This is a genomic window from Litoreibacter sp. JB4-2 (genome assembly GCF_055693445.1).
Genome location: NZ_CM146334.1, coordinates 344,599 through 366,482 on the forward strand (window position 1 = coordinate 344,599; position 21,884 = coordinate 366,482).

At 56.5% G+C, this 21,884-nt stretch carries 19 protein-coding genes, 1 tRNA gene and 1 pseudogene; 9 read left to right on the forward strand and 12 right to left on the reverse strand.

Annotation, left to right across the window (positions count from 1 at the left end; translation table 11 throughout):
- Positions 1 to 65 precede the first annotated feature (65 nt).
- The 3 genes and pseudogenes from zwf to pgi all read left to right on the forward strand — a co-directional run bounded on the left by zwf (position 66) and on the right by pgi (position 3,797).
- Positions 66 to 1,523, forward strand: a complete 1,458-nt coding sequence (gene zwf / locus ACZ1G7_RS01760) for a glucose-6-phosphate dehydrogenase (RefSeq protein ID WP_472661824.1) — start codon at positions 66 to 68, stop codon at positions 1,521 to 1,523.
- Entirely contained in the window at positions 1,520 to 2,185 is a 666-nt protein-coding gene (pgl, locus tag ACZ1G7_RS01765) for a 6-phosphogluconolactonase (protein ID WP_472661826.1), read from the forward strand. Before zwf ends, pgl begins: the two co-directional genes overlap by 4 nt.
- A gap of 14 nt (positions 2,186 to 2,199) precedes the next feature.
- Positions 2,200 to 3,797, forward strand: a pseudogene (pgi, locus tag ACZ1G7_RS01770) (glucose-6-phosphate isomerase).
- Here pgi and ACZ1G7_RS01775 read toward each other — a convergent pair.
- The 6 genes from ACZ1G7_RS01775 to ACZ1G7_RS01800 all read right to left on the reverse strand — a co-directional run bounded on the left by ACZ1G7_RS01775 (position 3,794) and on the right by ACZ1G7_RS01800 (position 9,423).
- Positions 3,794 to 4,261: an acyl-CoA thioesterase gene (locus tag ACZ1G7_RS01775; protein WP_472661827.1), complete on the reverse strand. Its 468-nt coding sequence runs from the start codon at positions 4,259 to 4,261 to the stop codon at positions 3,794 to 3,796. The pseudogene pgi and the gene ACZ1G7_RS01775 overlap by 4 nt on opposite strands.
- 27 nt (positions 4,262 to 4,288) lie before the next feature.
- On the reverse strand, positions 4,289 to 5,515 hold the full coding sequence (locus ACZ1G7_RS01780) for a DUF2235 domain-containing protein (RefSeq protein ID WP_472661829.1): 1,227 nt from the start codon (positions 5,513 to 5,515) through the stop codon (positions 4,289 to 4,291).
- Positions 5,516 to 5,590: 75 nt separating this feature from the next.
- Positions 5,591 to 5,664: transfer RNA gene (locus tag ACZ1G7_RS01785), tRNA-Gly, on the reverse strand.
- Positions 5,665 to 5,701: 37 nt separating this feature from the next.
- Positions 5,702 to 6,544 carry a class I SAM-dependent methyltransferase gene (locus tag ACZ1G7_RS01790; RefSeq protein ID WP_472661831.1) on the reverse strand — a complete coding sequence of 281 codons (843 nt, stop codon included), beginning with the start codon at positions 6,542 to 6,544 and terminating at the stop codon, positions 5,702 to 5,704.
- Positions 6,541 to 8,571 (reverse strand): ASKHA domain-containing protein, encoded by a 2,031-nt coding sequence (locus ACZ1G7_RS01795; protein WP_472661832.1) that lies wholly within the window; start codon positions 8,569 to 8,571, stop codon positions 6,541 to 6,543. The genes ACZ1G7_RS01790 and ACZ1G7_RS01795 overlap by 4 nt, the downstream gene beginning before the upstream one ends.
- A 93-nt stretch (positions 8,572 to 8,664) precedes the next feature.
- The gene (locus tag ACZ1G7_RS01800; protein WP_472661834.1) at positions 8,665 to 9,423 is read right to left on the reverse strand and encodes a helix-turn-helix domain-containing protein; all 759 of its coding nucleotides are present in this window, start codon (positions 9,421 to 9,423) and stop codon (positions 8,665 to 8,667) included.
- A gap of 109 nt (positions 9,424 to 9,532) precedes the next feature.
- Between ACZ1G7_RS01800 and ACZ1G7_RS01805 the strand changes: the two genes are divergently transcribed.
- Positions 9,533 to 9,958 carry an excinuclease ABC subunit A gene (locus ACZ1G7_RS01805; RefSeq protein WP_472661835.1) on the forward strand — a complete coding sequence of 142 codons (426 nt, stop codon included), beginning with the start codon at positions 9,533 to 9,535 and terminating at the stop codon, positions 9,956 to 9,958.
- Here the strand turns inward: ACZ1G7_RS01805 and ACZ1G7_RS01810 are convergent.
- The 3 genes from ACZ1G7_RS01810 to ACZ1G7_RS01820 are packed head-to-tail and all read right to left on the reverse strand — an operon-like array spanning position 9,955 to position 12,305.
- Positions 9,955 to 11,046 (reverse strand): methyltetrahydrofolate cobalamin methyltransferase, encoded by a 1,092-nt coding sequence (locus ACZ1G7_RS01810; RefSeq protein ID WP_472661837.1) that lies wholly within the window; start codon positions 11,044 to 11,046, stop codon positions 9,955 to 9,957. The genes ACZ1G7_RS01805 and ACZ1G7_RS01810 overlap by 4 nt on opposite strands.
- Before the next feature lie 12 nt (positions 11,047 to 11,058).
- Positions 11,059 to 11,985, reverse strand: coding sequence for a methylenetetrahydrofolate reductase (locus ACZ1G7_RS01815; RefSeq protein ID WP_472661838.1), 927 nt, complete (start codon positions 11,983 to 11,985; stop codon positions 11,059 to 11,061).
- Positions 11,986 to 12,005: 20 nt separating this feature from the next.
- Positions 12,006 to 12,305 (reverse strand): virulence factor, encoded by a 300-nt coding sequence (locus ACZ1G7_RS01820; RefSeq protein WP_472661839.1) that lies wholly within the window; start codon positions 12,303 to 12,305, stop codon positions 12,006 to 12,008.
- 245 nt (positions 12,306 to 12,550) lie between these two features.
- On the opposite strand from ACZ1G7_RS01820, the gene ACZ1G7_RS01825 reads away from it, so the two are divergent.
- Positions 12,551 to 13,681, forward strand: a complete 1,131-nt coding sequence (locus ACZ1G7_RS01825) for a Ppx/GppA phosphatase family protein (protein WP_472661840.1) — start codon at positions 12,551 to 12,553, stop codon at positions 13,679 to 13,681.
- Positions 13,682 to 13,756: 75 nt separating this feature from the next.
- Positions 13,757 to 14,491 carry an RlmE family RNA methyltransferase gene (locus ACZ1G7_RS01830; RefSeq protein WP_472661841.1) on the forward strand — a complete coding sequence of 245 codons (735 nt, stop codon included), beginning with the start codon at positions 13,757 to 13,759 and terminating at the stop codon, positions 14,489 to 14,491.
- Between the two features lie 2 nt (positions 14,492 to 14,493).
- Here the strand turns inward: ACZ1G7_RS01830 and ACZ1G7_RS01835 are convergent, their stop codons facing one another.
- Positions 14,494 to 14,946, reverse strand: a complete 453-nt coding sequence (locus tag ACZ1G7_RS01835) for a YaiI/YqxD family protein (RefSeq protein ID WP_472661843.1) — start codon at positions 14,944 to 14,946, stop codon at positions 14,494 to 14,496.
- On the reverse strand, positions 14,943 to 15,902 hold the full coding sequence (speB, locus tag ACZ1G7_RS01840) for an agmatinase (RefSeq protein WP_472661845.1): 960 nt from the start codon (positions 15,900 to 15,902) through the stop codon (positions 14,943 to 14,945). Before speB ends, ACZ1G7_RS01835 begins: the two co-directional genes overlap by 4 nt.
- A gap of 113 nt (positions 15,903 to 16,015) precedes the next feature.
- On the opposite strand from speB, the gene guaB reads away from it, so the two are divergent.
- From guaB to ACZ1G7_RS01855, 3 genes are all read left to right on the forward strand, one after another.
- The gene (gene guaB, locus ACZ1G7_RS01845) at positions 16,016 to 17,467 is read left to right on the forward strand and encodes an IMP dehydrogenase (protein WP_472661847.1); all 1,452 of its coding nucleotides are present in this window, start codon (positions 16,016 to 16,018) and stop codon (positions 17,465 to 17,467) included.
- A gap of 209 nt (positions 17,468 to 17,676) precedes the next feature.
- On the forward strand, positions 17,677 to 18,654 hold the full coding sequence (locus ACZ1G7_RS01850) for an RsmB/NOP family class I SAM-dependent RNA methyltransferase (protein ID WP_472661848.1): 978 nt from the start codon (positions 17,677 to 17,679) through the stop codon (positions 18,652 to 18,654).
- Between the two features lie 267 nt (positions 18,655 to 18,921).
- A complete protein-coding gene (locus ACZ1G7_RS01855; protein WP_472661850.1) occupies positions 18,922 to 21,069 on the forward strand; it encodes a hybrid sensor histidine kinase/response regulator in 2,148 nt (715 codons plus the stop codon).
- 3 nt (positions 21,070 to 21,072) lie between these two features.
- Here ACZ1G7_RS01855 and ACZ1G7_RS01860 read toward each other — a convergent pair whose 3' ends face one another.
- Positions 21,073 to 21,477, reverse strand: coding sequence for a hypothetical protein (locus tag ACZ1G7_RS01860; RefSeq protein WP_472661852.1), 405 nt, complete (start codon positions 21,475 to 21,477; stop codon positions 21,073 to 21,075).
- Positions 21,478 to 21,884 lie beyond the last annotated feature (407 nt).

Genomic DNA, 21,884 nt, shown 5'->3' on the forward strand with positions numbered 1-21,884 from the left:
CTAACATTTGCGGTAACAGCAACTTGGGCGCGCATTTGGCGTCCGCAGACCAAAGGTAAATCACGATGGTTTCACGCGTCATTCCGGTCGGTAGCTTTGATTTGGTGATTTTTGGCGGGACGGGTGATCTTGCACGCCGAAAAATCCTGCCAGGCCTGTACAGACGGTTCTGCGCCGGACAAATGCCTGAAGCATCACGGATCATTGGCGCGGCGCGCGGCGATTTGGATGATGCGGGCTTTCGCAAATTGGTGTCCGACGCGATTAGTGAATTTGTTCCCAAAGACCGACGCGACGCAAAAACCATCAAAAGTTTCTGCGAAACCTTACACTATGTCGCGATTGATGCGCGCGGTGAGAATGGTTGGGCGGACCTGGCTAAGTTGGTCCGCAAGGACGTCATTCAAGCTTTCTATTTCTCCGTCGGGCCGGGGTTGTTTGGCGATCTGGCGACACGTTTGCACAAACATAAAATTGCGACTGACACGTCACGTATTGTCGTCGAAAAGCCGTTCGGTCGTGACCTTGAAAGTGCAAAGGCTTTGAACGCGGTTCTCGCGGATAGTTTTGACGAGAGTCAGATTTACCGCATTGACCACTATCTTGGTAAAGAAACAGTGCAAAACCTGATGGCTGTGCGCTTTGCCAATGTGTTGTTTGAGCCGCTTTGGAACGCCCAGTACATTGACCACGTACAGATCACTGTAGCCGAAACTGTCAGTGTGGACGGGCGCGGGGCCTATTACGACAAGTCGGGCGCAATGCGGGACATGGTGCAAAACCACCTGATGCAACTGCTGTGTCTGACGGCGATGGAACCGCCTTCGAAGTTTGACCCAGACGCGGTGCGCGACGAAAAACTTAAGGTTATTCGTGCGCTTGATGCCGTGCCGCAAGACAACATTGTGCGCGGGCAGTATGGGGCTGGTGATGACGGTGTTGCCTCCTACGTGGAGCATTCGGAAAAGCCTGACACAAAGACCGAAAGCTTCATCGCGATGAAGGTCGATATCTCAAACTGGCGCTGGAAAGGCACGCCGTTCTATCTGCGCACAGGCAAGCGGCTGAAAGCGCGGATGTCGGAGATCGTGATCCATTTCAAGGAAACACCGCATTCGATTTTTGACGAGGACGCTGGCAGCCACGCCAACGTTCTGACCATCCGCCTGCAGCCCGATGAAGGCATGGATATGCGCGTGACCATCAAGGAGCCGGGCCCGGGCGGGATGCGTCTGGTCGATGTGCCGCTGGATATGACCTTCGCTGACGCGCTGGGGCCTGAGGCCGAAGACGTGCCGGACGCCTATGAACGGCTGATCATGGATGTGATCCGGGGCAACCAAACACTGTTTATGCGTGGTGACGAGGTGGAGGCCGCATGGAAATGGACCGACCCGATCATTGAGGCCTGGACCAGCCGTGGCGACACCCCCAAAACCTATGAGCCGGGCAGCTCGGGGCCAGAAGATGCGTTGATGCTATTGCACCGGGATGGCCGTCGTTGGCGGGAGATCCGCAAATGAAGTTTGTCGAGTATCCGGACCGCGACATGATGATGATTGATCTGGCCCAGCACTTGGCCGGTGAATTGAAGAGTAGTCTGTTGAACCATGACCATGTGAGTTTTGTGGTTCCTGGTGGGACGACGCCGGGCCCGGTTTTCGATGTGCTCTGCGCTGCTGATCTGGACTGGGCGCGGGTGCATGTGATGCTCAGTGATGAACGCTGGGTCCCGGAAACTTCGGACCGTTCGAACACTGCCTTGGTCAAGTCGCGACTATTGCAAGACCGCGCTACAGCGGCTGAGTTTGTGCCGTTTTTCCGTGATGGACAAGACGCTGATGACGCCATGGCGGAGGTTGGTGAAACCCTTGCTGCTGAGTTGCCGATATCGGTTCTTCTACTGGGCATGGGGGCGGATATGCACACGGCATCGCTCTTTCCCGGTGCGCCCGAACTGGATGCGGCGCTTGCGTCAGACGCGCCTTTGATGGCGATCCATCCCGAAGGCCAGGAAACACGCGTGACGCTTACGGGACCGGCGCTGTCGGGTGCTATGAGTACCCATATTCTAATCACCGGTGACGAGAAACGCGCAGCTTTGGACCGCGCCAAGGGCCTCAGCCCGCATGAGGCACCGATCAACACCGTATTGGCTAATGCCACCGTGCATTGGGCCCCATAACGAGGACCACGACTATGGATGCTGCTCTCTGGGATGAGTTGACGCGTATTGCTGCGACGAAACCGAAAATCACGGACCTATTCGCAAAAGACGCAGATCGCGCGGAAGATTTTTCGACCCAACTAGGCGCGATGCTGTTCGATTATTCCAAGACGCAGATCACGCCAGCCACGCGTGAATTTCTGGTTTCAATGGCGCAAGCGGCGGGTGTTGAAGCCAAACGCGACGCAATGTTTGCCGGCGAAAAGATCAACGAAACCGAAGGCCGTGCTGTGCTGCATACGCTGCTGCGCACCCAGACCGCAGCGCCGACCGGGCTTGCAGATGAGCTGGCAGAGGTTGCCCGCATTCGTGCCGATATGGCGACTTTTTCGAACGCAGTGCGCGGCGGACAATTTTCAGGGCAGGGCGGTGCGATCACCGATGTGATCAATATCGGCATTGGCGGTTCTGATCTTGGGCCGGCCATGGCCGCACTTGCTTTGGCGCCTTTCCATGATGGGCCGCGGCTGCATTTCGTTTCAAATGTTGACGGCGCGGATATTGCCGACACGCTTGCCGGGTTGAACCCTGAGACGACGCTGGTGATCGTGGCGTCAAAGACCTTCACGACTATTGAAACGATGACGAACGCGCGCACCGCCTATGATTGGATGGGCGCCAAAGTGGACGATCCCGGCGCGCAGTTTGCGGCTGTGTCCACGGCGGAAGACAAAACAGCCGCGTTCGGTATCGCCCCTTCGCGCGTCTTCGGGTTCGAGGACTGGGTCGGCGGTCGCTATTCAATGTGGGGACCAATCGGGCTGGCCTTGATGATTGGCATCGGTCCCGATGATTTCGACGCTTTCCTGTCCGGCGGAGCTGCAATGGACCAGCACTTTCAAACGGCGCCCCTGGCGGAAAACATGCCCGTCTTGCTGGCTTTGGTGGGCATTTGGCACAACCAAGGCTGCGGGCACGCGACCCGCGCCGTGCTGCCTTACGACAACCGACTGTCACGATTGCCCGCCTATCTGCAGCAGTTGGAAATGGAGAGTAACGGCAAATCTGTCGCCATGGATGGTGGCGATTTACCCGTCAATTCCGGCCCTGTCGTCTGGGGGAGCCCGGTACGAACGGGCAGCACGCCTTTTATCAGCTGATCCATCAAGGGACACGCGTGATCCCATGTGAATTCCTGGTTGCGGCACATGGTCATGAGGATGACCTCGTGCACCATCACGAGCTTCTGGTCGCAAATTGCCTCGCCCAATCAGAAGCTTTGATGGTTGGGCGCAGCTTCGAGCAAGCCCAAGCGCTTATGGCGGCCAAAGGGCTGGAGGGCGCTGAGCGTGATCGCCAAGCCAAACACCGTGTGTTCCCCGGCGACCGGCCATCGACAACGCTGCTGTATCCGCAGCTGACACCTGAGGTTTTGGGCATGATCATCGCGCTCTATGAGCACCGCGTTTTTGTCGAAGGAGTGATGCTGGGCATCAATTCCTACGACCAGTGGGGCGTCGAGCTTGGCAAGGAACTGGCCAATGCGCTGACCCCAATCCTGCGCGGCGAACAAAGCGATGCGGGCAAAGACGGCTCTACACAAATGCTGCTGGCGCGGATCAAGGCTTAGGCTTGAGACGCTCCGTCGCGCGTGACCATGGCGTCGCGCGCAGCATCCGACAACGCCAGCTTTTCACCGGTTTTCGGATGTAGTTGGACAATCACGCTGCTGCCGGTTGCTTGCAAGCCTTTGTCCGTCCACACGCCATAGTCCATGACCCAGGACGTGTTGCGAAAGCTGCTTGTGCGCCCGGTTACGATGTAATCCTGCCCGATCACCATTTCCTTGATGAATTCGGCCGCGATGGATTTTAGCACGATGCGCGGGCTATCCGCGTCATAGTTCGACAGGCCATAGTCGCGAAAATAGTTGATGCGAAAGCTTTCAAACCAGCGCAGGTAAGCGGTGTGATTGACATGGTTGAGCGCGTCAATCTCGCCAAAGCGAACGCGGTCAGCGGTGCCGTAAGACCAAGGTGCTGGTATGCCGAAGGCGCGCAACTCATCAGCGGCGAAGGGCGTGTGATATTTCATATGCAGCGGGCTACGCCAGAGCGGCCTTTATGGCAAGTTGGGCGGGTTATATTTTTTGTCTTCGGACCGGCGAGTATAGGCCGCGTTTGAGATTTCATGCTGCAAGTCGGGCTTGTCGAGCGGGATTTTACGCGGCTCCGAAAGAGGTAAATACCAGATGAATCCGGGCCGCCCTTTGGGCCATTCGCGCCGGGTCTCAGATTTGGGGAACCCTTCCAACAGTCGCCACGCGCCTTTCAGTGAATTGTGGATAGGTGCTAACGGGTCAGGCTTGGAATAGGGAAGCCCGCCCATGGTGCGTGCATCCTCGACCCCGCCCAGCACGTAGCGTTTGATCGCACCGCGCTTATAGCTCAGCGTGACACCAGCTTCTTCTAGATCATCGAGCATCCATTTCAGAGTGAGCTTTCCGATACCTGCGCGGTCCTCCAAGGGGGAGCCGCCAATGTCACTGTGATATCCCGGAAACCAGACCTGCTTGACGTCCTGTGGACCCTCAGCGTCGGCGAAACGGTTCGGTTTGTATTCCGTCGGCACCCAGGTTTGGGCGCGAAACATTGAGCGTCGCTCATCAACTGCCAAGGCGTGCCGTATCATCTGGACCGACGTGTTGCTGTCAACATTTGCATGTGTGCCAAGTTCGAGAAGTGAGCCGTGTTTCTTGATATTGTTGAGAAAACGCCGGAAGCGCACCATGGAACTGACAGTGTCAAACAAACCCAAAAACCGGATCGGGACCAGCTCCTGGTCGATCACTTGGGCATATTCGCGCATGCGTTGATAGGTGTCGTCATTATTTGCGTCTGCGCCTGCATCCGTGATTTCACGATAGGCACGAAATACCTGTGGCGCGAGGTGCAGTTGATGTACCGGCATCAGGCCCACATTATGAATGAACCCCGCAAGAACACGTGCTGCATAGGCACCGCGTGAGAACCCAAAAATAAGGATATCGTCCCGCTTTGTGTCGTCTATCTTTGAGGGTGGATCATATTCAGCGCAGAGAAATCTGTAGGCCTGCATCACGTCGTCTTCCAGTCCCAGGCCAAAGGCCAACCCAAAAACGGAGCGTACTTTTTGAATCCATTTGCCCGCCTGATTGGGGCTGTCATTGGTTCCGACGCCGGGGATGTAGATTGTCTTCTGATCTGGTCCGTCTTTGTGCAAGCACCTGTAAAGACGCAATATATTGGTTTGCTGGTCGCCGACCTCGTTGCCAGTTCCGTCCAACAGGACGATCAGGTTGCGGGGCATGAATACGCTCCTTGGGTACGCTACTTAAATGCTGTTAGCATGTCGCGTTGCGTTAACCATTTCAAGGAAAGCTTTTGGAGCGGGTAACGGGAATTGAACCCGTAACTTAAGCTTGGGAAGCTCGCGTGATACCTTTTCACCATACCCGCTTGGGAGGCTGAGAGCTATCCGCCCACCGCGTGATGGTCAAGCCGATTTCTGGGGCATATGCGCGGTGAAATAGTTAATCTCGGCTGGGATGCGTAACCCATCTGGCCCGTCAAATTCCCGGAACACATCTTGCAGAGCCGCATGAATATGTTCGATTTGGCCCGCGCTCGCCTCTAGGTGCTTTGCAGCTGATTGGGCCGGGCCAATTGACAAGCAAAGGTCAGAGAATTCGGACAGGTCGCCCACGGCAGTCAGGTTTTCTTGAACCACATCAACAGCGCAATCTTCGAAACCCGCTTTTTCAAGAATTGTGAGTACGCGATCGGGGTTTCGAAATGCAAACGGTCCAGGACCGTCAGGGTCAGATTTCTCTATCGGTCCCAAGACGCCCCGCGCCGCGCGGGCTGCATGTGTAAAATATGGGTTGTTTTCTATCTGACCCCAGCAAGCAAAAGTGACTTTAGCGTTGGGGCGCAAGGCTTTGGCAATGTTGATAAAAGCTTCGGTAGGTTCTTCGAAGAACATCACCCCGAACCGAGAGATCAGGTGATCAAAGCAGCGCACCTCAAACGAATACGTCGCAGCATCGGCGAGGGCATAGGTCACGTTTTCTGGGACGTTTTTTTGCGCGACGTCGAGCAATGTCGCGGAGATATCGACACCTAACGCCGACCCGCTAGGGCCAACGGCTTTTCCGGCCAAAAGGCTGGATGTGCCCGCACCACAGCCAATATCGATCACAGCCTCACCCGGTTTCAGGTCAGCCCGTTGCAACACGCCATCTAATACGGGTGCTAGAAGGTGGTCCATTCGGGCCTGTTGCGCGACCCATGCGGGCCCGGCTTGATCTGCCCAGAATGTGCGCTGGTCGTCGTTCATCCGCGTCGCCGCCGTCTGCGTCCGCCACCGGTATCGCCGCCGCCAGTATTGTAGTTGACGTCCGGCAGGCTCACGATGGAATTCAGGATCGGGAATGGTTCTGCCGAATTCGGAATGGCGGAGGCATTGACGAAGTGTTCTTGAAAACGCGGCTCGATTGCGGTCTCGATCTTTTGGATTTCGCCGACGGTCTGTTCAATCTCGCGCCGCGCATCTTTGTTCAGAAGCGCGATCCTTGCACCCGTACCGGCAGCATTGCCAGCCGAGGTCACGCGGTCGAGTGGGCAATCGGGGATCATGCCCAAGACCATCGCATGCTTTGGCGAGATATGTGCCCCGAACGCACCAGCCAGGACAACGCGGTCCACCTCGTCAGTGCCGAACTTGTCCATCAACAACCGCGCACCGGAATACAGCGCGGCTTTGGCCATCTGGATCTCGCGGATATCTCGGTTTGTGACCGTTATCTTGCGTTCACCGTCCTCCCAGACAAGGTAGGAATAGGTGCGTCCGTCTTGAAAGCATCGGGTGGTCCCGGTCTGCTCAGGCGATCCGATTAGGCCTGGGCCATCGACGATCCCCGCCAAACGCATTTCAGCGACCATTTCAATAATTCCAGACCCGCAAATACCTGTGATACCAGTGGCTTGGGTGGCGTCTTTGAAACCATCTTCATTGGACCAAAGCTCAGAGCCGATGACGCGGAAGCGCGGCTCTTTGGTGATGGGATCGATTTCAACGCGCTCGATCGCGCCCGGTGCGGCACGCTGCCCGGATGATATTTGCGCGCCTTCAAACGCCGGTCCGGTAGGTGAGGAACAGGCCAGAACCTTTTCAGTATTTCCCAGCAAAATTTCAGCATTGGTTCCGACATCAACCACCAACAAGAGGTTTTCGGATTTGTCGGGCGCTTCGGACAACGCAACTGCCGCGGCATCTGCGCCGACATGGCCCGCGATACAGGGCAGCAGATATGCCTGCGCCGTGCTTGGCAGGGTCAATTCCAGCTCAGCTGCTGGCAAGGTGACAGCGTCCGAGGTCGCGAGCGCAAAGGGGGCCTGTCCCAGCTCAAACGGGTCGATGCCTAAAAACAAGTGGTGCATGACTGGGTTGCACACGAAGACCGCGTCAAAGATCAAGGATTTGTCGATTTCAGCCTCAGCCGCAACCTGTGTGAAAAGCGCGTTCATGCCTTCGCGCACGGCTTGCGTCATTTCATCGGCGCCGCCAGCGTTCATCATTGAATAGCTAACGCGGCTCATCAAATCCTCACCAAAGCGGATTTGTGGGTTCATGAGACCGGAGGAGGCGACGACTTCGCCGGTTTGCAAGTCGCATAGGTGCCCGGCAATGGTGGTCGACCCCAGATCCACGGCCATGCCATAGATTGAACCTTCATAATAGCCGGGCCAGATAGCTGCCAATGTCGGCGGCAGCTCGTCGCGGCTGTGATGAATGGCGCAGGTGACCTTCCATTCGCCCTTACGCAAAGTTGGCTGCAGCGTTTTCAAGATCGTCAGGTCGGCCTTGACGCCTTCGACGCCCCATTCTTTTTTCAACGCATCAGTCAAACGTTGCAAATCGCCGGATGGATCATGCATGTCCGGCTCGCGCACCTCAACGTAGTAGAGCTTCACGGCCGGGTTCAGGGTGATATCGCGCGCCTCCACGCGTTTGCGGACGACCTGCTTATGGACCTGACTGCTTTCGGGGACGTCGATGACGATATCGCCTTGTACCGTCGCCTGACATCCCAGACGCCGTCCTTTGGGCAGCCCGCGTTTATCGTCATAACGCTGCTCGACGCTGTTCCATTCAGAAAGCGCATCTTCTTTGGCAGTGACACCGTGCTTGGGGAAGTCCCCAAAGGAAGGTTGAACCTGGCACTTAGAGCAGATCCCGCGCCCGCCGCAGACCGAGTCCAGATCAACGCCGAGCTGGCGCGCCGCAGTCAAAACCGGCGTACCTTTCGCAAAATGTCCGCGTTTGCCCGAGGGCGTAAAAATCACCAAAGGATCAGTGCTCATGAGGTCCCAGCCGTTCAGAATTCTTACGTATTTGTAGGGCTTTGGGGCAGCGGCGCAATGGCTGTCTGCGACGTCGAGCGGGCGGAGAACGGCCTAGAGGGATTGTAACAAAGAATCTGCCTCTGGCGTCGCCGGGAACATCAGCTCAATCTTCAGATCGGAGATTGCCAAATCCTCCGCCCCGCCAAAACTGGCATAGGTCGAAAACATCTGGATGCGCATCGGACCCATGCGGTAAATTGTGCTTATCACAGGCGACAGACTGGGCTCTGGTGTGAAACCGGCAATGGTGGGGTCTTTGGCAAGCGTCTCGGCGGCCTGTTCAAGCTCCGCGATTCCACCTTGGGTGCGGCTTTCGTTGCGGAGCCGGGTCATAGCATGATGGCCGACCTCCGCCCAATTCTCGATCACCTGGGCGGCCATATCGGTGTTCATAGTCCAATCCAGCAGGCTGTCGCCCTGGCCCAATCCTGCGACGCCCAGCAGCTTGGCGGCTGTGTCATTAAGTGCCACCAATCGCCAAAGTTTGTCCATCACAAGGGCCGGATAAGGATTGTGTTTGGCCAATAGGGACTGCATTGCAAACTTAACGCTTTCCATATGGTCATCGTCGAGGTGCGATTGGGGGTAAAGCGCCGCAAAACCAGCAGCTTGAAGCATGATGTTGCGATTGTTCTTAGGGATTTCGAGAATATCAGACAGATGCAGGACCATCTGCCGGCTCGGTCCAGCTCGCCCTGATTCAAGAAAGGAGATGTGGCGCGACGAGACGTCGGCCTCAATCGCCAATTGCAATTGGCTTAGGCGCCGGGTTTTCCGCCATGTTTTGAGCTGATCGCCGAATTGGGTCATATGAAGGAGCATATACTTGGACGCGCCGCATTTCACTTACCTATGAGGTAATTGTTTTGCGCTGTCGACACGGTCATCTCTTGCGAAACCAAATTGTGGAGCAAGAGATATGGACATTGAAAAACAAATAAAGGGCATCCGGATCGTTGGGGCAATCACTGCAGGGTTTGGTCTTCTGACAGCGCTCGCGGCTTATCCGCCGTTGAACGGGTTCATCATGGCACTTGCGGACATTCTGGTCTGGCCCATTGACGGCGCGCAGACGGGCACGGACTCAACCGCACAGCTTATGTTGGCCATTGGTGGCGGAATTTTCACAGCTTATGGTGTGCTCTGGATTGTCTGTGGTGATGTTTACCGGGCGGCACCGCATCAGATGCGCAGGCTTTTGATTATTGCAACGCTGACGTGGTTTGTCGTCGATAGCACGGCCTCCGTTCTGGCCGGTGCGGCTTCGAACGTTGTTGGAAATATCGGGTTTTTGGCGGTTTTGCTGTGGCCGCTACGTCAAGCGCCCACAGCGGTTACGACTTAGGCGCGGCGGCGCCTGCCACCGGCACGGCCCGCACGACCACCCCGGGCAGCTGCCTCAGACCCGTCAGCATTTTTGGGTTTGTTGAAAGAGATCCATGCGCCGCCTGACGGGTCCTGGTTGGACAGGAAATTGGCGGCTCGGATTGCCTCCATCTCCTTGCCGGGTTGCGGCTTCGTGGACCCCATTCCCGTCAATTGAGCAAGGATTTCAATATCGATGTCGTCGGGCACGATGATGCCAGCGGCTGCAAGTGCGTCGCGCTTTTCTTGTAGCTTTTTCGGGCCAACGGGCAGGGCGACCGGGTTCATGATGGCGGATGTCATGCCTGCAGCCATAGCCATTGGAAGGAATGCGTTGTTGATCCCGTGGCGGTTCGGAAGTCCAAAGGAAATGTTTGACGCCCCGCAGGTGGTGTTGACGCCCAGTTCTTCGCGTAGGCGGCGCACGAGGGTGAAAACTTGCAAGCCAGCCGTACCCATGGCGCCGATCGGCATGACCAGCGGGTCGACCACGATGTCATGCGCGGGAATGCCGAAATCAGCGGCACGTTCCACGATTTTTTTAGCAACGGCGAACCGGACATCTGGGTCTTCTGAGATACCGGTGTCGTCATTGGATATCGCCACGACAGGAACGTTGTATTTCTTGACTAGTGGCAAAACCAGTTCCAGCCGTTCTTCTTCACCGGTCACGGAGTTCAACAGCGGACGCCCCTCAGCGGCAGCTAAGCCGTTTTCCAACGCGCCGGGCACGGAGCTGTCGATGCAAAGCGGAATGTCGGACACTTTTTGGACCCGCTCGACCAATTCCTTCATCAACATGGGCTCGACGAAATTGTTATCCGCGTAGCGCGGATCTTCGGCCATTTTGTTGGAAAACACCGCGCCGGAATTGATGTCGAGCACGTTTGCGCCTGCCATCGTCTGAGCAATAGCGTCAGCTTCCACGCGGGAGAAATCACCGCGCTCAAGCTCTTCATTCAGGATTTTGCGGCCCGTTGGGTTGATGCGTTCACCGATTACGCAAAACGGCTCATCAAAGCCGATAGTGACCGATTTTGTTTTTGATTCCAGTACCGTACGGGTCATTGACGTTCTTTCCTATGCGTTCGCGGCTGGAACGGTGGAGGAGCCGCCGTGATCGATGGCCCAGTTTGCATTTGTTTTGATCCCGCCGAGCGGGAAAAAGTGGACGCTTTCGATGTTGAAATCCGGGTTGGCAGCCTTGTGGGCGGCCAGCTCAGATAGGACTTCGGTCGGCTCATACGGCAAAAGCAGCTTAGTGACGTCCATCGCGCGTTTTTGTAGCACTTTCAGGGATGGGCCGACGCCGCAGGCAATGGCGAATTTGATCAGTGTTTGCAGTTTGGCAGGGCCAGCGATGCCAATATGGACCGGAATATCGACGCCCGCGGCTTTGATTGCATTGGCCCATTCGATAATCGGGCCGGCCTCAAAGGCAAATTGGGTGGCGAGCGCCATCTGTGCATCGGTTCGATCAGAGAATTTCTGTTTCCATTGAAGCGCTTCGTCGACGTTCTTCATACTACCGTCAGGGTCGATGTCTTTGTTGCCCTCAGGGTGACCTGCGACATGCAGGCGTTCAAACCCGGCTTTGTCAAAGAGCCCGGTCTCCAGAAGCTGCATCGAACTTTCAAATGCACCAAACGGCGTGTCGACGCCGCCCGCCAGCAACAGCGCTTGTTTCACATCAGCTTCGCCTTGGTAGCGAGAGATCCAATCGCTGAGCATGGCCTCATCCGCAATGATACGCGCCGGGAAATGGGGCATCACTGCGTAGCCATCCTTGGCGAGCCGAGCGGCTGTTTTGACCATGTCTTCAATAGGGGTACCTTCGATATGGGCGATATAGACGCGCGTGCCTTTGGGCAGAAGTGCGCGGAAATCGTCTACCTTTTCGGCTGTGCGAGGCATAACCTCGATCGAGTAGCCTTTCAGGAAGGCCTCCATCTCAGGGGTGACGGTCGTTTCCGCTGCAGCGGGTTTCTTGAAATTCAGCAATGCCATCAATTTATCCCTCCAAGAGATCACGCGTCATGGCCGTCATTGGCAATCAGGGCTTTGATCTTCTCTGCGTCGTATTCTTGATCAAGCCGCTCCGCTTGGGCTTTTGCGACGTCATCGGGGTCGCCTTCGACACTAAAGGCGGGCGCTTTGCGCCATGACGCCATGTAAGCATCGTCGTCTTTGGCACCGACCTTCATGGCGCAGCGATCAATAGCTTGCTCGAACCGTTCAGGCAGCGGCATTTTAGAGCCGCGGCGGCCTTTGCCGACGATGACCTGCGCGGGGATGTCGCGCCAGAAAACGATGGTGACGTCGGGCATGTGAACAGCCTTTTCAATTTTAGTTTAGCTGAGCAAACATAGCGCGCCAGTGAATTGGACACGGACGAATTTCGACAAAATGCATCTCAGGAACGACTGCTGTTTAATAATCCGCAGCGATTGCGCGTGAAACCCCACGTAACGATCATTCGTTTCATCAAAGATATGAAGGAGATGCAGAACGCTTGCGCGGGCAGGCCGCGCGGCCTAGGTTGAATTTAACCCGTTATTCGAGGCGATGCCCCATGGCGAAAACGCCGCCGAAACATAGACCCAAACATCTCAACCCCGTGGCACCAGCTGCGCGCGCGCCCGTTGTGGCATCAAAGCCGGACCCAGCGGACCTGTACGCAGCTCTGGATCTTGGGACAAATTCCTGCCGGATGTTGATTGCGCAACCCAAAGGCAGCCAATTTCACGTGGTCGACAGCTTTTCGAAATCCGTCCAGCTTGGGTTGGGGCTTGAGGCCACAGGGCAATTGTCGCGTCAGTCCATGGCGCGAACTGTTGGCGCTTTGAAGATTTGCCAGAAAAAGCTACGGCATCATGCTGTGAAGCGGATGCGTCTGGTGGCGACAGAGGCTTGCCGACGCGCCGGCAACGCGGATCAGTTCATCAAACTGGTGACGCGGGAAACGGGCCTGGAGCTAGAGATCATTGAGCCGGAGGAGGAAGCACGGCTGGCTGTCATTTCCTGCGCGCCGCTGGTGTCGGTGAAGACAGAACAGTTGCTGGTCGTCGATATTGGCGGCGGATCGACTGAGCTTGTTTGGATCGACATTTCCCGTGTGGCCCGCGTGGACCGTCCGCGCGCGATCATGCGGCTGCATACTGGATTTGATCCCAAAGACAGCGAATTTCCCGGGGCGAAGGTTGTTGATTGGATTTCGGTGCCTCTTGGCGTGTCGACCTTGCGGGACCAGTTTAATGATGTGGACGATGATGCGGCGCGCTTTGCACTGATGAGTTGGTTCTTTGAAGAAAACCTCGCTGAGTTTACGCCTTATCAGGACACTGATCAGGTTCGCGAGGGGTTCCAGATCGTGGGGACGAGTGGCACAGTGACAACTGTTGCGGCGTCCCATCTTGGGCTGAAGCGCTATGATCGCAATAAGGTGGATGGGCTTCGGATGACCTCCGATCAGATCGACCATGTGATCCAGAGCTATCTGCATATGGGGCCAGAAGGACGCCGTGCCGACCCGCGTATCGGCCGCGACCGCCATGCGTTGATCATGTCCGGGGCCGCGATTTTGCAGGCTTTGCTACGAATTTGGCCGACGGACCGTTTGACCGTTGCGGATCGCGGCCTGCGCGAAGGGCTGCTGTATGCACAGATGTCGTCTGATGGCGTGTTGGAAGAAGGGCCCTACTGAGGCTGGCCTTTGCGCGGCTTGAGGGGTAGGGAGCCTCCGGCGGGAATATTTCTAAAACAATGAAGAGCGGGCGTCATGGCCAGATCACCAACCGGGCCGAAAGGCAGCAAGGGTAAGAACACATCGGGGCGCGGGCAGCGCGACCTGACGGTGAAGGTGAAAACTGCGCGTGGGCGCAAACTCTCCTCGACCTTGTGGCTGCAGCGTCAACTGAATGACCCCTATGTCAAACGCGCACAGGCCGAAGGGATGCGCGGGCGAGCGGCGTATAAAATCCTTGAGACTGACGATAAATATCGGTTTTTGGTTCCCGGTGCGCGCGTCGTTGACCTTGGTTGCGCGCCGGGCGGGTGGTGTCAGGTTGCGTCCAAACGTGTAAATGCGCTGGGAGAACGCACAGGCAAACGCGTTGGGACCGTCTTGGGAATTGATCTACAGGAGGTCGAGCCGATCCCGGGATGCGAGCTGCACGTGCTCGACTTTATGGATGACGGTGCGGATGATCAGGTCAAAGCATGGCTCGGCGGCACAGCTGATGTAGTGATGAGCGACATGGCGGCGGCGTCCTCAGGCCATAAGCAAACCGACCACTTGCGCATAATGGCGCTATGCGAAGCGGCAGCTTATTTCGCGTTTGATGTGTTGGACGACGGCGGGACCTTCGTGGCGAAGGTCTTGGCTGGCGGTGCCGAAGGCGATTTGCAGAAACTTTTGAAGCAGAAATTCAGCAAAGTGGCAAATTTCAAACCCGGTGCCAGCCGGTCCGATAGCTCAGAGAAATTTGTTGTTGCGCAAGGGTTTCGTGGCTGACCTTAAAGTTTAAGAAGTCGGTTCAACTCGCGATCCAGTGCGTTCAGGAATTCAGAGCGTTGTTTGGCTGAGAATGGTGGTGGGCCACCTGTTTGCTCCATCCCGCCGCGCAGATCGGCCATGATCGCGCGGGTGGCAATCGCACCCCCGATATTGGATGTGTTGAATGGTTTGCCGGTCGGGGCCAGCACCGTCGCGCCAACTTCAATACAGCGACCGGCCAGCAGGATATCGGCGGTCACGACCAGGCTTGAGGCGACAGCGCGTTCAGCGATCCAATCGTCGGCGGCATCGAACCCGTCTGAGACCACCTGCATTGAGATCAACGGATGATCCGGCGTGCGCAGGTAGCTGTTGGCGACCAAGGTGACGGGCGTCTTTAGCCGGTAAACGGTTTTGTAGATTTCCTCTTTCACCGGGCAGGCATCGGCGTCGACCAGAATATGCGCGCTCATGAATTCGCGCGCGCGTGGAAGATGAAACCAAGCAGGTTCAGCAAAAGTTGTGCGGCCAAGATCCCGGTGCTGTCTGTTGGGTCGTAGTCAGGCGCGACCTCGACCAGATCGATGCCGACGATATGGTTGCGGTAGGCCACATGCTGAAGCAGCTCCAACACCTCATAGTACAAAAAACCGCCATGGCTTGGCGTGCCTGTTCCTGGCGCAATTGACGGACAAAACGCATCAATGTCGATGGTGACATAGACATTTGCACCTTGTGGGATGCGTGCGATCAACTCGTCAGGCCCGATGGCACGGCACTGGCGTACGGACAAAATATCCGAGCCCATGGCGCGCGCATCGGCGTAGCCTTCCTTGGCTGTTGAGCTGACATTGCGAATGCCCAACTGCGTCAGCCCGGTGACATAGGGCTTTTCAGCGGCGCGGCGCATCGGGTTGCCATGACCGTTTCGCACGCCGTGGCGTTCGTCGACGAAATCCAGATGCGCGTCGATTTGCAGGATGTGAATGTCGCCCTGATCTGCAAACGCCTTAATGCAGGGAATGTTGATCGAATGATCGCCGCCGATGGTGACGGGTAACGCACCAGCCTTCAAAGCGGCTTTGACGCCCGCCTCAATATTTCTGTGGGACCCATCCGTATCGGTATGAATGATATCGGCGTCGCCCAGATCGACAATGCGGACATCGGCGGGAAGGTATGTGGCGTCATCTTCATGGTCATAGGCGCCCGCATGGCCAAAGGAAAAGAGGGTTGACGCTTCGCGCACCGCTCGCGGGCCGAACCGTGCACCGGGGCGGTATTGAGTGCCCCCATCGAAGGGCGCGCCAAGAATCGCGACATCGGCTTCGATTTTCGACCAATCCTCGACATAGGGGCGCTTGCCGAATGTCGCGATGCCTACAAAAGGAAGATTTAACCGCCCCGCATCATAGCCGTGTCCGCTCATTTTTTCCCTCTCATGGTGGTGCTGCTTCGATTTGGCACAAAATACGCACTTTCACACCCCCCAATCCATGACATAGCAAACTGCCAAACGAGACCCGCTGCAAGGAGAGTTCGATGCAGATTCGTGAGGCCCTCACATTTGACGACGTCTTGCTGGTGCCCGGCGCTTCAGCCGTGCTGCCATCGGACGCCGATACGCGCACCTTTGTGACCAAATCGGTAGCAATGAACATCCCGCTTTTGTCCTCAGCAATGGACACGGTCACCGAGGCGCGTATGGCGATCGCCATGGCGCAGGCAGGCGGTATCGGCGTCGTACACCGCAACCTGAGCATTGAAGAACAAGCCCAGCAAATTCGCCGTGTAAAACGGTTCGAGTCGGGTATCGTCTACAACCCGATTACTCTGACAGCCGACCAAACGCTGGCGGATGCGAAGGCCTTGCAGGAGCGGTACAAAGTGTCAGGTTTCCCTGTTGTCGGCCCCAACGGCCATGTCGTGGGAATCGTCACAAACCGCGACATGCGCTTTGCCTCGGATGATGCGACGCCAGTGCACGCAATGATGTCGTCGGACAATCTTGCGATGCTAGAAGAGCCTGCCGATTTGGGTGAGGCCAAATCGCTGATGCAAGCCCGCCGGATCGAGAAGCTTCTCGTCGTTAAAGAGGGCAAGCTGACTGGGCTTTTGACTCTGAAAGATCTCGAGCAGGCCGTTTTGAACCCGCAGGCATGCAAAGACCAGCTGGGTCGGTTGCGTGTGGCGGCGGCCACGACTGTGGGCGATGCAGGGTTCGAACGTTCAGAGGCTTTGGTCGATGCGGGCGTCGATCTGATTGTGATTGATACGGCACATGGGCATTCCGAAGGCGTGGCCATTGCCGTCGAACGCGCAAAGAAATTATCGAATGAAGTTCAGGTGATAGCGGGCAATGTTGCCACATCGGAAGCCACACGCGCGCTGATAGGTGCGGGAGCGGATGCTGTGAAAGTGGGTATCGGGCCAGGGTCGATCTGCACCACGCGGATGGTCGCCGGGGTCGGCGTGCCGCAACTAACAGCGATCATGGATTGCGCCGAGGGCGCGCGTGAAACCGGCACGCCTGTGATAGCTGATGGCGGCATAAAATTTTCGGGCGATTTTGCAAAAGCAATCGCGGCAGGTGCATCCTGCGCGATGGTGGGCTCGATGATTGCAGGTACGGATGAAAGCCCGGGGGAGGTCATCTTGTATCAAGGCCGCAGCTTTAAGTCTTATCGCGGGATGGGGTCCTTGGGGGCCATGGCGCGCGGGTCAGCGGACCGGTATTTTCAGAAGGACGCCGCGTCGGATAAGCTGGTACCGGAAGGGATCGAGGGCCAAGTTCCGTACAAAGGCTCAGCTGGTACGGTTGTGCATCAATTGGTTGGCGGTTTGCGCGCGGCTATGGGTTACACGGGCGCTGCGACGATTGAAGATATGCACAGCCGCGCCAATTTTGTTCGGATCACCGGGGCCGGGTTGAAAGAAAGCCATGTGCATGATGTGCAAATCACCCGTGAGGCCCCGAACTACCGGATCGGGTAGATGATCCCTGCGGCGCGGCTCTCTGCCGCGATTGAAGTGCTGGATCGCTATCTTGCCGGCGCGCCCCTTGAAAAGTCACTGACCAATTGGGCGCGGCGGTCGCGCTTTGCGGGCTCCAAGGACCGAGCGGCGGTCCGAGATATCGTATTTGATTGCGTCCGCAACCGGGCGAGCTTTGCTGCAAGGGGGGCGGGCTTTCCGGGCGTGGATTGGTTATCTCTTGGGGGGCTGCCCAACATGCTGAGCCAGAGCTGCGCGCCTTGTTTTCGGGCGTAGGGCACTCGCCTGCGGCGTTGACATCGGATGAGATAGCAAAGGCTTACGACCCAAAGCTCAGTTTTTCAGGTGCGGAGCGTTTTGACCTTCCTGACTGGTTAGTGCCAGATTTTGAGTTGGCGTTTGGGTCTCAAGCGGAAGAGGTGGCTCAAGTCTTGCGCGACCGCGCGCCTGTGTTTTTACGCGTGAACCTTCGCAACGCCTCGCGCGCGCAGGCACAAACGGCGCTGCAGGCAGAAGGGATAGAGACGCGGGCCCATCCATCTGTTGAGACCGCGTTAGAGGTCACAGAAAATCCACGTCGGGTTGCGGGCTCAAAAGTATTCCTGAGCGGACAGATCGAGTTGCAGGATGTGGCGTCACAGGCCGCCTGCCTTGCTTTGCCGGGGGCAGAGCGGATGCTAGATTTCTGCGCGGGTGGGGGCGGGAAAGTGTTGGCTTATGCGGCACTACAAGACGCTGATCTCTACGCGCATGACGCGATCCCCGCGCGTCTGAAGAACCTGTCCGACAGGGCACGCCGCGCGGGCGTGCGCATTGGTCATTTGGATACGTCTCAGCTTGAACAAGCCGGGCCGTTTGATCTGGTCGTGACTGACGTGCCTTGTTCGGGCAGCGGCACATGGCGACGCGCGCCGGAGGGCAAATGGCTGCTGACGCCTGACAAGTTGGACGCGCTAAATGCGTTACAAGACAACATCTTGGATCAATCCGCGCGGCTGGTCGCTTCGGGCGGGTGTCTTGCATACATGACATGTTCCGTCCTTGAACGCGAAAATGCGAAGCGCGTAGACGCATTTCTTGCACGAAGGCCTGAGTTTTCACGCACCGTTGAGCGTCGTTTCACACCCGGCCCGGAAGGCGATGGGTTTTATTACGCGCACTTGACGTTACGAAATGCCCCTGCCTAACCTCAACAACGACAGGAATTTTTTAGGCGGTTAATAATAGATTAACGCTTTTTTGGCCAAGGTGATTGAAAAGGCAGACTATTGGAGGCGGCGCGCGTGTCTAAGGGCGAGGAACCCGAAACAGGAGACAGTGCTAAAGCGCTGCCAGGAAACTGGTCGACTATACTGTTGGTGGTATGTGCCCTTGGTTCATTAGCCGCAGGTATTTTTGCTTCGGAAACACAACTTTCCTATGGCTTGGCGGGGCTTGGACTTGTCCTCGGGCTGGTGTCCATTTGGCTGATGCAACGGCAAGGCGCCGATAAGTCGGGCGCGAATGAATTCCGAAACATCATTTTCAATGACGCGCGGAGCGTGTTTGTAAGCGCCGCAAGCGGTGAAGTTTTGACCCGCAACAGCGCTGCGCGCCGCGTTTTTGGCGATGGTAAGGCGGATGTGCTGGAGGCAATCCTTGCGGACAAGATCCCTAATGCCAGCACGCTTGTGTTCCGGCTGCAGGCGAAAGCAACACGAGAGGCTGCTGCGCAAGAAGAAGTCGCCACACGCGACGCCCGCTTTCTGGTAGGTGTCCACCGATTACCAGATGACCGGTTTTTCTGGGCTATCGAGGATGGTCAAGACCGACCGGGCAATTCCGGCGGGGCGGATAAGCTTAGCTTGCCGATGCTGACAGCCAGTGGCAGTGGCACCATTCTCTATATGAACGAGGCAATGCGCGGCTTGATAGGCGTCCGTTTTAAATCCATCGACCGTCTTTTTGCCAAGCTGCCGGAAAGCAGCGGTGAGATCCACAAGATCAAAACCGAGGATGGCGACACGACAGTTCAGGTCATTGTCAAAAAAGCCGCGAGCGGGCGCGCAGAGTATTTCTTTGCGCCGCATGATGCTGAAAGCACCGTTCGGGCGGGGCTTAGCAACTTTGAGCTACTAGAAGACTTTCCGGTTGCTTTGGTGCGTCTCAGGCCCAATGGGCAGGTTCGGCAAGCCAATAAGCTCGCTCGCAAGTTGCTGGCGATTGACAGGGGCGCTCAAGACCAATTCACTGATTTAATTGGCGGGCTTGGCCGGCCGGTCAGCGATTGGTTGGCCGACGCTGTTGAAGGTCGCGCTTTGCACCAAACAGAGGTGATCCGCGCCAAACGCGAGGATGAAGAACGGTATCTGCAAATTACGCTTGGTCGCGAAATTGAAGATGGCGATGTCACGCTTGTTGCAATGATCACCGATGCTACTGAACTGAAAACACTAGAGGCGCAATTTGTGCAAAGCCAAAAAATGCAGGCGATTGGGCAACTTGCTGGCGGTGTGGCGCATGATTTTAACAACTTGCTGACCGCGATTTCAGGGCATTGTGACCTGCTGATGTTGCGCCATGACCCGGGCGATATGGATTACAGCGATCTTGAGCAAATAAATCAAAATGCCAATCGTGCAGCATCGTTGGTCAGCCAACTTCTGGCGTTTTCGCGGAAGCAAAACCTGCAACTCGAAGTGCTGGACATGCGCGATACGCTGTCTGATCTGACGCATCTTTTGAACCGGTTAGTGGGCGCGCAGATCTCGTTGACACTGACCCACGATCCGCAACTGCAATCTGTACGCGCTGATCGCCGGCAACTAGAGCAGGTGATCATGAACCTGGTCGTGAACGCGCGCGATGCGATGGACGGGCAGGGCGGCGAGATCACAATTGAGACGCGCAACGCCAAGCTGCAAAGCGACATGAAGCGCGACCGCGCGGTGGTGCCGCGCGGCGACTATGTGGTGGTAAAGGTGCGCGACAATGGCTCGGGCATTTCGCATGACAAGCTGAGCAAGATTTTTGAGCCGTTCTTCACCACAAAACGCACCGGTGAGGGCACCGGGTTGGGGCTGTCGACTGCGTATGGGATCGTCAAACAATCAGGTGGTTTCATCTTTGTCGACAGCAATATGGGCACCGGAACCGAGTTCACCATTTTCTTCCCGACCTATGACCGGCCAGAGGCGCGCGAAGAGCCGAGCCAAGATAAACCTTCCAACCCGGACGTGGGCCCCGTAGATGGTGTTGTCCTGCTGGTTGAGGATGAGGCCCCGGTGCGTGCCTTCGCCAGTCGTGCGTTGCAGCTGCGGGGCTTCAAAGTGCTGGAGGCGGCTTCGGGTGAAGAAGCGCTTGCGGTGTTGAAGGAAGACAACCTGAGCGTCGATATTGTTGTGACGGATGTGGTGATGCCCGGCCTTGATGGACCAAGCTGGGTCAAACAGGCGCGGTTGGAGCGCCCCAATCTGAAAGTGATATTCGTCTCTGGCTATGCCGAAGAGAATTTCAATCATGACCAATCAGAGATACCGAATTCAATCTTCTTGCCCAAGCCGTTCTCGCTCAATGAACTGACGTCGACCGTGCGTGGGCAATTGTCGGACATGGCGGCATAGGCTTCAGCGCGTGATCGGCCCTTTGCTAACCTGTTCATACAACTCGAAGTCACGCGCGTAGGCTCCGCGCAACCGATCTTCAATCTCGCGCGAAAGTGGCATGTCACCTGCTGGCGAGACATTGACTTGATCAAGCGTGGCGGTGAGGCCCAATCGGCCAAAGAGGAACAATAGAAAGTCGTCGATTTTCTCGTAGCAATACAGATGTGACACCAAAACTGTTCCATCCTCGGCGCCGACAAAGCGCGATTGGGCGCCAAGATTGGCATAGTGTGGTTGTTCGTCGGAAAGGTAACTTTCGATGAATTTGTCAAAAGTGACGTCTTGAGTACTATTTTTGTGGCCCGAAAGTGCGGGCCGTTGCCGATAGCGATACCAACTGCCCAGCCAGGAGATAGGCTCGCGCATCACCGCGACGGTTTCTATCGGGGGTAATTTTGGTCGGTCAAAGATCTGTCGGAACTTCCGCTCGTAAGCCTTTGCGTTTGTGTGCTTTAATCCGGGTGGGTCACGAAAAACTGCTGAGGCTTTGCGGTGCAGGGCGCGCTCAATAGCGCTAGTGCCGGTCTTAGGGACAGCCAAATAGGCGAGTCGTTCTTTGAAAAAAATCATCATTTCAGGAGCTCGTTCGCTTTGTTTTTTCTGGCTTGTCTAAAATTGCGCATAAATTTTAAACCCAGCTTTAACCCCGATGCATAAAGCTACATTTCAGATTTTACTTGAAGTGTTCTTGTTTTGATCTCATACATGAGAACAATAAAAGAACAAACGCAGCGATTGTCCTCTGAATTAGGGCATGAAATAAGGGTTGGAAC